This is a genomic window from Haloarcula sp. R1-2 (assembly GCF_011627385.1).
In the GTDB taxonomy this organism is placed as follows: Archaea; Halobacteriota; Halobacteria; order Halobacteriales; family Haloarculaceae; genus Haloarcula; species Haloarcula marismortui.
In genome coordinates this window covers 268979-282486 of sequence record NZ_JAANTG010000001.1, presented here as the reverse complement: position 1 = coordinate 282486, position 13508 = coordinate 268979, and the positions used below count along the sequence as shown (strand labels likewise).

At 64.4% G+C, this 13508-nt stretch carries 13 protein-coding genes; 8 read left to right on the top strand and 5 right to left on the bottom strand.

The window, feature by feature from the left end; all coding sequences use genetic code 11:
• Window positions 1-2 precede the first annotated feature (2 nt).
• The 3 genes from G9C82_RS01310 to G9C82_RS01300 are packed head-to-tail and all read left to right on the top strand — an operon-like array spanning window position 3 to window position 2258.
• On the top strand, window positions 3-389 hold the full coding sequence (locus tag G9C82_RS01310) for a DUF2304 domain-containing protein (protein ID WP_004961262.1): 387 nt from the start codon (window positions 3-5) through the stop codon (window positions 387-389).
• On the top strand, window positions 382-1239 hold the full coding sequence (locus tag G9C82_RS01305) for a polysaccharide deacetylase family protein (RefSeq protein WP_127013173.1): 858 nt from the start codon (window positions 382-384) through the stop codon (window positions 1237-1239). The genes G9C82_RS01310 and G9C82_RS01305 overlap by 8 nt, the downstream gene beginning before the upstream one ends.
• Complete coding sequence (locus G9C82_RS01300) at window positions 1236-2258, top strand: lysylphosphatidylglycerol synthase transmembrane domain-containing protein (protein WP_127013172.1); 1023 nt, start codon at window positions 1236-1238, stop codon at window positions 2256-2258. Before G9C82_RS01305 ends, G9C82_RS01300 begins: the two co-directional genes overlap by 4 nt.
• A gap of 28 nt (window positions 2259-2286) precedes the next feature.
• Here the strand turns inward: G9C82_RS01300 and G9C82_RS01295 are convergent, their stop codons facing one another.
• From G9C82_RS01295 to G9C82_RS01285, 3 genes are all read right to left on the bottom strand, one after another.
• Window positions 2287-4074, bottom strand: coding sequence for a glycosyltransferase family 39 protein (locus G9C82_RS01295; RefSeq protein ID WP_127013171.1), 1788 nt, complete (start codon window positions 4072-4074; stop codon window positions 2287-2289).
• 42 nt (window positions 4075-4116) lie between these two features.
• A complete protein-coding gene (locus G9C82_RS01290; protein ID WP_127013170.1) occupies window positions 4117-4803 on the bottom strand; it encodes a glycosyltransferase in 687 nt (228 codons plus the stop codon).
• A gap of 70 nt (window positions 4804-4873) precedes the next feature.
• Window positions 4874-6223, bottom strand: a complete 1350-nt coding sequence (locus G9C82_RS01285) for an MFS transporter (RefSeq protein ID WP_127013169.1) — start codon at window positions 6221-6223, stop codon at window positions 4874-4876.
• A 74-nt stretch (window positions 6224-6297) separates the two neighbouring features.
• Between G9C82_RS01285 and G9C82_RS01280 the strand changes: the two genes are divergently transcribed.
• The gene (locus tag G9C82_RS01280; RefSeq protein WP_004518043.1) at window positions 6298-6525 is read left to right on the top strand and encodes a ribbon-helix-helix domain-containing protein; all 228 of its coding nucleotides are present in this window, start codon (window positions 6298-6300) and stop codon (window positions 6523-6525) included.
• On the opposite strand, the gene G9C82_RS01275 is transcribed toward G9C82_RS01280, so the two are convergent.
• Together G9C82_RS01275 and G9C82_RS01270 are read right to left on the bottom strand one after the other, a co-directional pair.
• Window positions 6522-6857, bottom strand: a complete 336-nt coding sequence (locus G9C82_RS01275; RefSeq protein WP_004961249.1) for a hypothetical protein — start codon at window positions 6855-6857, stop codon at window positions 6522-6524. The two genes, G9C82_RS01280 and G9C82_RS01275, sit on opposite strands and share 4 nt — an antisense overlap.
• A 40-nt stretch (window positions 6858-6897) precedes the next feature.
• Window positions 6898-7443 (bottom strand): hypothetical protein, encoded by a 546-nt coding sequence (locus G9C82_RS01270; protein WP_004961247.1) that lies wholly within the window; start codon window positions 7441-7443, stop codon window positions 6898-6900.
• 210 nt (window positions 7444-7653) lie between these two features.
• On the opposite strand from G9C82_RS01270, the gene G9C82_RS01265 reads away from it, so the two are divergent.
• Genes G9C82_RS01265 through G9C82_RS01250 form a run of 4 tightly spaced genes read left to right on the top strand, consistent with a single transcriptional unit; the run spans window position 7654 to window position 13426 of the window.
• On the top strand, window positions 7654-9744 hold the full coding sequence (locus G9C82_RS01265) for a DUF4129 domain-containing protein (protein WP_127013168.1): 2091 nt from the start codon (window positions 7654-7656) through the stop codon (window positions 9742-9744).
• Window positions 9741-10667: a hypothetical protein gene (locus G9C82_RS01260; protein WP_127013167.1), complete on the top strand. Its 927-nt coding sequence runs from the start codon at window positions 9741-9743 to the stop codon at window positions 10665-10667. Before G9C82_RS01265 ends, G9C82_RS01260 begins: the two co-directional genes overlap by 4 nt.
• Complete coding sequence (locus G9C82_RS01255; protein WP_127013166.1) at window positions 10667-11998, top strand: DUF58 domain-containing protein; 1332 nt, start codon at window positions 10667-10669, stop codon at window positions 11996-11998. Before G9C82_RS01260 ends, G9C82_RS01255 begins: the two co-directional genes overlap by 1 nt.
• Complete coding sequence (locus G9C82_RS01250) at window positions 11999-13426, top strand: glycosyl transferase (RefSeq protein ID WP_127013165.1); 1428 nt, start codon at window positions 11999-12001, stop codon at window positions 13424-13426.
• Window positions 13427-13508 lie beyond the last annotated feature (82 nt).

The following is a 13508-nucleotide window of genomic DNA, read 5'->3' as shown; positions in this document are numbered from 1 at the left end:
CTATGGTCTTTGGATTCGACTACTCACTGGTTAACCTCCTGTCGCTGGTCGTCGGGCTGGCGTTCCTCGCGAACGGGTTTATTATCGTCAGGAGCGAACGCGAGTCGCTGGAGTTGTTCGTGATGTCGCTGCTGCTCGGCACGGGGCTCATCGTCGTTGCTATCGTCCCCAACGTGTTCGAGGTCGTGGCGCGGCTACTGGGCCTGGAGTGGAAAGCCCGCGCCATCCTCGTCATCTCGAACCTGACGCTGTTTGTGGCGGTGACGTACCTGCTCAACCGCATCGGGCACATGTACGACCGGCTGTCGCGGCTGAACGAGGAGCTGAGCCTTCTCCGGAGCGAACTTGAGGAACACCAGCTACAGACCGAGGACAAGCAAGATGAGTAACCGCGCGGTGCTATCGATAGATTTCGAACTGTTCACTCAGACGCCGGCCTACCGGAGCGCGTCGGGGACGACCGACCGCGACGGCGTCGGCCTCGACGGCGGCCGGTTTTTCAGAGAGACACTCGCGGAGTACGACGCGACTTCGACCGCGTTCGTGGTGTCGTCAGTCGCCGAGTCCCATCCAGACGCCGTGCGGGCACTCGCTGACGCGGGCCTGGAAATCGCCTCGCACACGCACACCCACCAGTTGCTCTCAGCACTCGACAGCGACGGGCGACGGGGAGAGCTGTCCCAGTCGAAGGACGTGCTGGAGCGAGTCACCAACGAGCGGGTTTCAGGGTTCCGAGCACCCGCCTTCGACATCACCGACGACCACTTCGATCTACTTTCCGACATCGGATACACGTACGACTCTAGCGTCGTCTCAAGCCGGTCGATTCCGGGGTGGTACGGCGGCGAGTACGACATTCACGAACCGGTCCAAGCGACGGCGGTCCGCCCGGACGCACCGGACAGCATTACCGAGTTCCCGGCAAGCGTCATGCCCGGCCTGCAGTTGCCCCTCACCGGGACCTGGCTCCGGTTTTTCGGCCCGCGATACACGATTCTGGGCATGAAACTGCTGGCCCGCCGGGGTATCACACCGATGCTGTACGTCCATCCCTGGGAACTGGTCGACCTGCCAGCTGTCGAAGGGGTGCCGACGCGGGTGTACGTCAGGACCGGCGACTGGATGCGCCGGGCCGTCGAGCGGATTCTCCAACAGGACTTCGAGTTCACGACCGTGCGGACAGTTCTGGAGGACGGTGAAGCGGCCGCGACGCAGCTACAGAGGGGCGAGACACCGTGACGAGTCGGGCTCGTGATCTGGGGATCACGGTCGCCCAGTACGGTATCGCCGTCGTTGCGCTTTCGTGGCTGCTCACGCAGTTCGACATCGCGAGCGCAATCGACCTGCTCGCCAGCGTCGAAACCGAAACGGCGCTCGCGGTCGTCGCCGTCAGCGTTCTCGGTATCTGTGGCCGGACCTACTCGTGGCACGCGGTAATCACCCCGCTCGCACCGGTCCAGTTCCGGACCGCCGCCGGGACGACGCTCATCGTGAACTTCGTCAATCAGTTGCTCCCGTCGCGGCTCTCGGGACGGCTGGCTGCGCCGTTCGTCCTCCGGAGCCAGACCGGAATGGCTTACAGCGACGCTGCAGCCGCGTCGGCGCTTCACACCAGCATCTTTGCCCTATACTACGGCGTCGCGGCGACTGCTGGCCTCATCCTGGCGATTCCACTGCTCCGGGTCGAACTTATTCTGTTGCTGGCGCTTGCGACAAGCCTGTACTTCGTGGCCGGCCTGACGGTACTGTTTGGCGGCCTCAACCTCGACTATCTGGACCGGCTTATCGGCTGGCTGTCAGGAGTGGCAGTCCGGGTTCCACGCGCCGGCGAGACACTCGCGGCGCGTCTCGACGGCCTGCTTGAGTTCACCGACAGTTCGACAACGACGTTTCGGTCGCTCGCGAGCGAGCCGGCAGTGTGGCTCCGCTACGCGGTCGGCTGGGCCGTCGACCTCGTGCTCGCACCCGGTGTCCGCGTCGGCCTGCTGCTGGGGAGTTTCGGCGTCGCGTTCGAACCGCTGGTCGCGTTGCCGCTGTATCTCTTGGTCGCGTACACCGTGACGCTCCTGCCGCTGACGCCCGGCGGCATCGGCATCACCGAGGCCACGGCGACGGCGGTGTTCGTCGCGCTGGGTATTCCAGCGGAGGTCATCATCCCCATCATCTTCGTCGACCGGTTCCTCAGTATTTACCTGCCGTCACTCGCAGGCTGGTATCCTTCTGTCCGGCTCGATGTCGCGTCACTGACGACGGAGTAGCCGGCCCCCAGGATACATCAAAGCGGACTCAGAACGGCGGATGACGGCTCGTATCGCACTCGCCATCGCGTTCCAGAATGAGGGTGTACTGATTTGCCGCGAGTTCCTGCTCGTCGGCGAACTGGTCCGTGTGCGGGACGACGCCGAGCCGGAGCAGGTCGGTGAACGAGCCGGGGGTCGGTCGCTGGGGCACGAAGTTCGGTGGCCGCTCCCCGAACTCCGCGACGATTCGGTAGTTGGACTCCTCGTTCAGGAGGTTCCGGAGATAGACGGCCTGTGCGTCACCGTTGCGGTAGTAGGTATCCTCCTTGAGGTACAGGAGGTCCCGATACCCGACCTGAATGTATCGCGGGCACGCCATCGCTTCCTCCGCCTCCGAGTCTTGGCCGGCGACGTGTCTTGCGGTCAGCGAGTGCGGGACGGCAGTGTCCTGAATATGGACGCGATACGTCTCCACCACGTCGCCATCCTCGCTGTTCTTTTCGAGCCACGCTGTCGCTTCGTCCCGGGGCATCGACGCGAACTGGGCCGTCCCGATACCGGCGTAGACGGCCGTTGTTACCAACAGAACCGCCATCACCGGTCGTGCCAGAGACGACGAGCGTTCGCGGAGCTCCACCAGTCGCCCCCCGACGAGTAAGGCGATGAGCGGGAACGTCGGTATGAGGTGGTGCACCCGGAAGTCGTGCCACTGGGAGAACATCGCGATGTAGGCCGTCAGGCCGGTCAGAATGAGGACGGTCCCGTGAAATGCAGAACCGCGGTCACGAATGGTTGCAACAGTCGCCACGACACTGGCGGCGGCCGCGGTAACCAGCGGCAGTCCCAGCGCGCTGAAGTAGCCCCGCAGGAACCACCACCACATCGGGGCGTCGGGTCCCGTCGGGTGGCTCATCCGCGAAGTCGAGCCGCCGAACACCCGCTCGATGAACGGCTCGGGCCCCGCCACGAGGGCGGTTGGAAATCCGAGTACAATCATGGCGAACCCGAACAGAGCGCCGCTCAGGAGGAGCTTCGGCCGGTAGAGCGTCTCCGTCAGCGGTGCGTCGGCGGCGTGAGCCCGGAGCAGGAAGGCCACGCCGATAAGCAGAATGACCGGCGCGGCCGTCAGTTTGAACGCGATGGCGACACCACCGGCCGCGCTCGCCGCCAGAAACAGCGTTCCGTCGTCGGTCTGGACGTACCTGACCAGCAGGTACAGCGCGAGGAGGACGAACACCAGCGCCGGCATATCCTCGCCGGCCTCCTTCGAGATTGTGAGAAAGCCGAAAGTCAGCGAGAGCACGACGGCCGAGAGCCGGCCGGCGTTGCGCCCCTCGATTGCGACACCGAGGCGATAGGTGAGGTAGACAGCACAGAGCGCAGCGACGACGTTTGTCAGGCGGATGGAGACGAGACTCCAGGTCCATATCCACTCGGGCGTGGCGGCCCAGACCTCGTAGTGGCCGAACTCCCAGCTGGGGAAGGCAATCGTGGTGAACCCGTCTAGATCCCCGGTGAGAGCCGCGACGAGCACGACGGGGAGGATGGCCAGCGCATAGAGATATAGCGTCGCGCCGAAGGGGGCCCGGCCCCACTCGATACCGGCTTTGAGCCCCTCGAAGCTCGGTTCTTCGAGAACCGATCCGTAGACGACCATGGCGTCGAGCAACCGACTGTACTCGTCACGAGTCGCAAAGTTCGGAATGCGATGCCAGAACCAGAACCCGACCATAACAGTCGATAGCAGGAGCACGTAGCGGAGATAGGGGTCGTCCCGGAAGTCCGACCGTACCTGTTCGACAGCACGTCGGGACAGTGACCGCCAGCCACTCATCGTGTCACCGCTCCGGGGTGTGAGTTGAAAAGACTGCCCTTCTCAGAAGTAATCGGCATCGAACTCCCGGCGGAGGATGTAGTGGTTCGCGTACCCGCGGACGTACTTCGCAAATAGCGAGACATATCCCTCGTCTGCCTCTCTGCGGGCCGACGTAGCGACACAGGAGTCAGCGTCGTAGACGATTCGGCCGTAGTCTTTCATCCGCAGTGAGAGTTCCGTGTCCTCCATGAACGGAATGTCTTCGTCGAAGCCGCCCGCGGCTTCGAAGGCGTCGGCCCGGAAGCTACAGTTGAAGCCCGGTTGCTGGACGAAGCCCAGCGGCCAGGACACCCGATACCAGTAGTCCGACAGCAGTTTGAACAACACGCGGTGTTTGAGACTGTCTTCGAGTGGCCGTGCGGGCCCGCCAACGCCGATCACCTCGTCGTCAGCGTAGTGCCTGAGATGCAGGCGAACCCAGTCCTCGGGGACCACCGTATCGGCATCGGTGAACAGCAGAATCGGGGCTGTTGCGGCCGCGGCTCCGCGGTTTCTGGCGATTCCCGCCCCGCCCTCGTCGCACCGGACGACGGTGTCGACGAAAGGGGTGTCGCGGGCCACCTGCTCCGTGCCGTCGTCGCCGCCGACTACGACGACCAGTTCGACGGGCTGTGACTCGAAGGGAGCCAGACAGCGGGCCAGCGACTCCGCCTCGTTGTAGGCCGGGACGATAACTGCGGCGTCCATCTGAGAGGCAGGTACAGTGTACAGACAGAAATAGCAAGCGATGCGACGGCCTGTCCGCAGCTTCAGGCAGTCACGAACGCCGCGCGAGGGCGGTCCCCGCAAGGACAGCGACGAGTGCAATGCCGGCAAGCGTCCCGAACAGCGCCGTCGCGTTCGCGAAGGCCAGAATCGACCCAGCGAGACCACCGCCGAGCGCGCCGACGCCGAACACGCCCAGATACGTGAAGCCGTACGAGAGTCCGCGCGTTCCGGCGGGCGTGTACTCCGCGACTGCGGCCTGATACATCGGCTGGACGACGAACAGCGCGACACCCAGCAGCGCACCCAGCACCGCCAGCGGACCGAGGCCCATCCCCGACACCGGGACGAACAGCACCGCAAGCACCGCAAGCACCAGGAACGAGCCGGCGATACCGTATTCGACGGGAATCCGGTCGCTCAGTTTGCCGCCAGCGTACTGGCCGAGGACGCCGATGAGCAACAGGCCGGCATAAAAGTAGTCCTGTGGCTTGAGCGTCTGGCCCGTCCCGGCCTCGATACCGAGCGCCGACAGGACGCCGGGAGGCAACAGCGTCTCTATCGGGATGGGCTCGAAGCCCGGCAGGCCTCGCAGGAGTTCCGGAAGGAACGTGAGGACGCCGCGGTAGTACAGCCCCGAGCACATGACGACGACGAACACCAGCAGGAAGCTCCCGGTCAACAGGTGCTTGCTCTCTGTGAGAAATTCCCCGAGCGAATCGATACCGCTGCTGGCTTTCGACCCGCCGTCAGTCGCCGTCGTCACCGCCGCCGTCTCGTCGAAACTCGCCTGTGAGGCGTAGACGGCGGCAAGCAACGCCGGAACGCCAAGGACGAGCGCGACCGTCCGCCACTCGGCGACCAGCAGGAGAACTGCGGCGACGAGCGGGCCGAGGCCGATTCCGAGGTTGCCGGCGACGCCGTGATAGGCCAGTCCGGTCCCACGTTGTTCGACACCTTTGCTGATGAGCGAGAGCCCGGCTGGGTGGTAGACGCTGGCCGAGAGGCCCCAGAGGACAAGCGCCAGCGCGATGACGACCATACTCGGGGCAAGGCCAAGCAGGATGTACGAGCCACCCATGCCGAGCAGACAGCCCGTGATGAGGCGACGGGAGCCGATACGGTCAACGACGATACCGCCCGGGAGCGCACCAGCCCCGAACAGGCCGTAGCCCAGCGTCACGATGACGCCGACGGTGGCCGTCGTCACGTTGAACTGGGCGATACCAAGATTGATGAGGTCGAATTCGGTGAGCCAGATGACGACAAAGATCGGGACTGCCATCTCGTAGGTGTGGACGAGTCCGTGTGCGAGCATGACCAGTGCGGTGATCGCTCGGTCGTTCGCGTTCACAGTGTGGTTCGTGTCGGCCGCCGGCAAGTGTGTGACGGTTTCGCGCATTCACGCGTGCGCCTTTTTGACCCCTCCCAAAAGCAGGGGTGGGTTTTTATGTCCGAACAGTATAGGCGGCAAGTGTGAGCAAGATCAAGGTGTCACTCCCGGACCAGGTGGACTCGGACATCCAGCGACTCGTCGAACAGGGCGAGTTCCTCAACCGCGACCAAGCCGTGGAAGACCTCCTAAAGCGAGGGATTTCGGCCTACAATACCACGACCGAAGAGACCGAGACGCTTGATGAAGAGATTTTCGACCAGACGGCCTCCGAACAGCAGGACCCGGCAATGCAGGACGATTTCCTCTAATCGCGGTTCTGTGAGAGTCGGCTGTCGTCCTCGGCTGCCCGTTGTCCGGAGCCGTTGTCTTCCTGCCGCTGTTGTTTCATTTTTGCGCCGGGTTTCGGACCTCTGTCGACTGACTCGTACGGCGTTTCCGCGATACTCTCCGGGATGATGTACCACGCGAGACCACCGCCAACGACGGTTCCGCCAACAAACATTCCAGCAACAATCAGCAGTTCCGCACCGCCGTACAACGTCACAAGCCCCATCGAGACGCCGATGAGAAGCGCGAATCCGACTTGTGTGTATCTGAGAAATCGTTTCCGGTCGGCGTCCGTCATCGAGGGGCCGACCATTAGCGACCCCCGGTACAGACTGGGAGTGTTCGGTTGACCATCAGTAGAAGCCCCGCTCTACGTCTTCTTCGATAACGTCCTCGAACTCCGCGTCGAGTAGTTCCTCCGCTTCTTCGAACGTCTCAGTGAGTTCGCTCATCTGGTCTGGTCGGTCGTGGTGGTCGAACTCCATCGGCCCGTAGGCCGGGGAGTCCATCGCGTCCATCATGTCCTCCAGCAGCGCTTGCGGTGACGTCGGTGCGTCCGCATGCGTTTCGAGGACCGTTTCGAGGTTCTTGGCCTTCTCTTTGGCGTCGTCCTCGTCTTCCGGCCCCTGCTGGACGCCGAAAATGCCGGACCCGTCGTTTGGAAACAGCGGGTCGATATCATCGTCGATACGGCGTGCCACTTGCGACCCGACGCCCTGTACCTCGAAGGGGTTCTTTGCGTAGGTTTTGAGTTGATAGACACCGGCGTCAGGGTGACCGAAGTAGATGTCCTCGCCGATTCCGTTCGCGCGGTCGCCCCCGACGGCACGCCAGTCCCCCGGATTGGCATTGCTCTCCATCACGTCTTCGAGAATGTCCTGCCAGTCACGAACGCGCATTGTAAGTTTCCTGTTCGGACTGGGTCAGAATGAACCCATCGGTCCCGACTGCTGCCAGGGGCGAAGAAATGTCGGATATACTGGCTTGGCTGCCCTGACGACTGTGGCCACTGTCGAGAACCATACCGGGGATTGATTATCTTTCACGTTAGTTTCCATGATAACAGCTCGGGGTGTCGCAGTACGGGCGTACGTTACGAGGGGCGACAAGTGGGTACAGCATCCGATACTGACCACGGCGGCGTTGACTGGCGGCAGCTACTACTGGTAAGTCTTTGCCTCGTTGGGCTAATCGTCGCTGCGTTTCTGGCCCCACCACCGGTCACCGAGAGCGGGGTCGACAGCAGTGGGGGCAGTGACGGGAGCCCCGGGTCTGAACCACTGACGCAGACGCCAGCCGACACACGAGAACAGCGTCGCGACGGTGGCGGGAGCAGCAACGTCACAGGCGACACAGAGCCGATTCCGATTCCCGGCGAGACTGCCCCGCCCACTGAAGACGGCTGTGGTGTCCTCATTGAATCGACGCCAAAAGCCGGGCATCCCCTCACAGTCCTGGTGTATCAGGATCTGGAACCAGCGGGCGCGACCCGTGTCTGGTTCAATGACCGGTATGTCGGTCGGACTGACCAGAGCGGGCAGGTGACCGGACAGGTGCCCTACCAGCGCGAACTGAACGTAACGGTCGAATCGCCGGGCCCAGAGCCATGTCAGTTCTACCGTCGACCGGACGAGGAAGCAGGCGCTGAAACGGCTGACCGCCTCGCGAAAGGCGATATGTGGCCATCTGGCGCGGGTGATTCGACAGCCACACGCCAGCAGACAGCGGCCGACAACGACACCGGTCAGTACCGTGTCGCCGGGAGCGTCAACGTGACACTGCTTGGCGAACCGTATCCCGGGACGACTGTCCCGCTCGTCGCAACGGTCGACGGCGTCCCGGTACGAAACGCGACTGTGAGCCACGACGGCGATATCGTCGGCCGAACTGACACCACCGGCCAGTCTCAACTAACAGTCCCAGATACCGATACTACTGCGGTAACCGTGTCCCGCGGCGAGTTCGAGGGTACCGCACGCGTCGATGTGCTGAACTTACACGTTCGCGTCATGCCAGCGAAGACCCTCCCAGTCCCGGGTGATAGCGCCGCAGTCAACGCCACGAGAAACGGAGAGGCAGTCACGAACGCGACTGTGACGCTCGGCGACCAGCGCCGGGGGACGACTGGCGCTGACGGCACCGTTGCTGTCTCACTCCCGGCAAATCCCTCGCTTACCGTTACAGCGGCAACAGACAGACAGACAGCGAGAACAACGCTCTGGGACGCGTACATCGGGACCGTCGTAGTGAGTTCAGTGCTGCTGGTGACAACTGTGGTGACTATCGCTATCGCCGCACTGCTGTACACCCCTAGGGTCGCACGCGGCATCGGTATTCTCTGGGCGCTCTTCGATTCGCTGTTTTTCATCGGCGTGCTCTGGGAACGCGATGGACTGGTCATCGCGCTCACAGTCGTGGGCGTCGCCGCGCTGTACCACTATCGGGCCGATATGCTTTCGCGCGGGCAGGCGGTCGCACATACAGTCAGGAACGGCAGTCAAATACTTGCTGGCCACGTCGCCCGCCTCATTCAGTTGAGTCGGCGAACAGCACTCTGGCTCGTTGGCCGTATCGAAGCCATGCTGAGCATTGGCCGACGACTGGCTATCCGTCTGGCCGCATGGCTCGCGTCGCTGCCGCTAACGGTGACAGGACTGTCCCGTCGCTTCCAACAGAGGCTCCGGTCGGCCGGGTATCGAGCCATCACTGTAGCCAGGGCTGAAACCACGCCGCGCAGGATTGTAACGCTCGGATTCTCGTGTGTCGTCGTGATACTGAGCTATGTTCGCTGGGGCACGACCGGTGCCGCCGTGGCTGGAGTGGGGCTGGGTGCGGTCAGTGTCTACACCTCTCGCCGGACCGACGATACGGACCGCCCAACTGCGGCATCTAGCTCCGGACCGAGCGAGTCGGTTACTGACTCGTCGGACGGCGACGAGTCTGCTCTTCCGTCGCTCCGGGACATCTGGCGTGCGTTCGCCAGGCACGTCGTCCCCGGACACTGGCGGACGCGGACGCCCGGCGAGGTGTCCCGGGCCGCAATCGACAGCGGCCTCCCGAGGGCACCCGTCGAAGCACTGACAGAGGCGTTCCGAGACGTCGAATACGGCGGCCAGTCGAGTGACAGTCGCCGTGAACAGGCCCGTAACGCGTACGATGCGCTGGTGAGCGCGAGCGACGAGCAGGAGGACACAGAATGAATCGTCGTCACGTCGGGCTGGGAATCGCCGTGCTGTGTGGCCTGCTACTTGTGGCTGCCGGCGCGGTTATCGGGCTGATAGGGACGCCAGAACCGGCGGCGTCCGGACCGGGTGCGGCGGGTGTCCTCGTCCTCCTCGTCTGCGTGCTCGTAGCCTTCTGGAAGCTTTTGCGGACGCCCGACGACCCCGCGATATCACCGTCACCGTGGGCTGCTGACGACGGGTTCACCAGAGAATATCTGGAGACGACGCCGACAGATGACGCTGTCTCCGGAACCGACCTCGCAGAACGCGTGGAGGCGGCGGTTGCGCAGGCCCGCGACGCCGGGTCAGTCGACGGGAGCGTCGGCCCCGTTCGGGAACCACTTCGGGCGACGCTCACGGAGGCACTGGTTCAGGGTGGTCACGACCCCGACACGGTAAGAGCACAGCTAGCCGCGGGGAGCTGGACGGACGACCCGGTTGCCGCCGCGGTACTGGACGAATCCGTCGCGCCGCCGGACCGGCCGTTTCGCGCTCGCCTCCGGGCCTGGCTGTTTCCAGAAAAGGCCGTCCGAAAGCGGTGCGCGCGGGCAATGGCGGCAGTCAGTGTCGCGGCCGACGACGCGTTGCCGACGGTTGTCGGCCAGCGAGCGCCGCGTCCGGTGCCAGTCGTCGCCCCAGCAGTCGCCGACCTGCAGCGGGCCGCTGACGGGAGCCTCCAGCGGGCCATCGACGGGTCGATTCCCAAGCGAGAAGACATCGAGGCCAGCGAAAACAGCACGTCTGAAGATGCCCGCGTCGACAGGGACGGAACTGCCGCGGACGGCGAGACCAGCAGTGAATCGGAAACTGACGGGACGACGCTGGTCAACGATGACGGAACGGATGCCACAGCCACCAACGGGGCCGACTGGGGCGATGTAACGGAGGGGAGAGACTGATGGGGCGACGGGCCACGCGGTGGCGCGGCGCAATCGTTGCCGCGCTGGCACTCGCCGGAGCGGGCATCTGGGAGGGAAACGGGACACTGCTGCTGGCCGCGACGCTCCCGCTCTCGTATCTGGCCTACGGAGTTCTGTCGACCGCTGCTGTCCCGGCAGCACTCGTCGTGTCGCGGGCGGTCGACCCGACGCCAGCGCCCCCGGGGCACCCGGTGACAGTCCAGTTGACGGTGACAAACAGCGGCCAGCAGACGCTGTCGGACGTCCGGGTCGTCGACGGCGTTCCGACTGACCTCGCAGTGCTGGATGGGTCGCCACGCGGTGGCGAGACGCTTGCTGCCGGCGAATCAGTCACAATAGAGTACACGCTCATCGCCCGCCGGGGCGAACACGACTTCGACGAGCCACGGCTCCGCGTCCGGGGGACGGGTGCCGGCGAAGTCGCGACGGCGACACGACACCCCGAGGGCGATGACAGGCTGGTGTGTCAGTTGGACGCGAAAGCGCCGCCGCTGTCCGACCGGGGGACCGACCGCGTGGGCCAACTCACGACCGACGCCCCCGGCGATGGCTTCACGTTTCATTCGACGCGGGAGTATCAGCACGGTGACCCGGCCGGCCGTATCGACTGGCGCGGCTACGCGAAGCGCGGCGAGCTGTCGACGGTCAACTACGAGCAGTGGGTGTCGACGACGGTCGTGTTCGTCGTCGATGCCCGTTCACCAGCGCGGGTGACCGCCGGCCCCGGTCGCCCGACAGCGGTCGAACTCGGCGCGTACGCGACCACGCAGGCACTGACATCGCTGCTGGATGCCGGCCACGAGGTCGGGCTGGCAATCGTCGGCATCGACGGCGACGGGCCAGCGGGACTGACGTGGCTCCAGCCAGGCGACGGACCCAATCAGCGGTCGCTAGCTGTCGAACAGCTACGGGCCGCTGCCGATGCTGCCGAGAGCGACCCGGCTGGTGGGCCAGCAGACGAGGCCGACACACAGCGACAGTTCCGGAAGGTGATGGAGATGGCCGGACCCCGCTGCCAGCTGGTGCTCGTATCGCCGCTGCTCGACGACGCGCCGGTCGCCGCGATGGAGTCCTGGGCGGCGTTCGATTGCCAGCGAACCGTGCTCTCGACGGACGTAACCGCGGCGAGCACCGTCAGTGGACAGTACGAGCACGTCCGCCGTCGGACCCGTCTGGCGCGGTGTCAGGCGTCCGGGGCCCGGACGATAGACTGGCGACGTGGGACACCGCTGCCGCTCATCCTCGATTACGCCTTCGCCGTCGCAGCGCGCCAGCCGAGTGGCAGCGCCCAGCTAGGAGGCGGAGCGTAAATGATTGGCGGGCCGCGACTCGACACACCATCGGCCGTCGGCGAGGAGGGGCGGCCGCGGGCGACCAGTCTGACTATCGCCGCGCTCATCATCGCCGCGTTCGCCCTGACGACAGGCGTTCTCTCTGGCGACCCGAAACTGTTCAGCGGTATCGCACTCCTCGCCGGCATTGCCGTGGCGGGGCTGACCCTGCTGGACCGAGACGGGCTGGGACCGACGGTCATTGGCCACCTCTGTTTCCTGCCGGCAGCGACTGGCCTCATTGCCTCGGTCGGGCAGGTGGCAGTCGCCCCGCTTCTCGCGCTCGGTGTCGCCGTCGCAATGGTTGGCGTCGCGGCTGCCTGGACCAACGTGCTCGACAGAGAGACAGTGTCAGCGGCGACAGTGAGCAGCGTCGTTTCGTATCTGTTCACAGTGGCGGGCCTCGTCGTGGGCACTGTCGTCCTCGCGCTCGCGTGGTTTAGCTGGGAACTGGTGAGCGCTGTCGCCGGTGGGACATCGCCGATTGCCGCCACGGTCTGTCTCGGTGTCCTCGGTGTCGCCGCATCGGGCTGCCTGTATTTTGCCGTGGCACAGCTTCCACTCGTGCAGTTGACAGCGCGGAGCCGCCGCGACGCGATAGCTACCAGACTGAAACGGGGGACTCGGGCGCTCAAACTGGTCGCAATCGGTTCAGCGGCGTTCACTGTAGTCGTGCCGTTGGCACTGCTGTTGACGCCGTTTGGTCAGCTTGTCGCGTCCCCACCGTTCAGTCTCGGTATCCGAGTGCTGTCGTCGTGGGTCGTTCTTGCGCCGCTTCTGGCAGTCACAGTCGGCGCGCTGGTTGCTGGTAGCGGTGCGATTGTCATCCGAAAGTTCACGACTGAGTTCAACGCCGCCTCGGTGCGGACTGTCGGAGCCGCCATCGCGGCAGTTGGCTATCTGGTGTTGCTAGCCCTGTTCCTCCTGCGGACTGGCATCTTCGGGTTCGGCTCGTTCATAACTGTGTTCTTCGGCGCACTCCTCCTCCCGTTGCTCGTGTATCTGGTGCTCGTGCTCGTCAACGGGGCACTCACATTTGGCCTGTTGCCAGCGCGTGCCGGCCCCGCAGCACTGACCGCTTCAGGACTTATCTGTGCGAGCATCGGGGCGGCACAGGCCGACCTTCCCACGCTACTGGTGTTTGCTGGTGTCGTCAGCGGCCTCGTCGCCTGGGACGTTGGTACATTCGGCCTCGGACTGACAGCAGAGCTGGGCCATCGTCCGGAAACACGACGGCTGGAGCTGTATCACAGCGTGTTCGCCGTCGGCGTCGGGCTGCTCGGTATCGCCGCCGTCGGCATCGTCGATGCAGCGCGCCATGCCGTCGGTTCCGCAATCGGGTCGCCTGAGACAATGGCACTCGCCGCAATCGGTGTGTTACTGCTGCTTGCCCCGCTTCGTGGCTAAGGGACTGGTTCATGCTAGCCCGTCCAGAATGGGTCAGTAGCCACTTTGAACTGACAGATACCGACTAATGGTACACATTGAT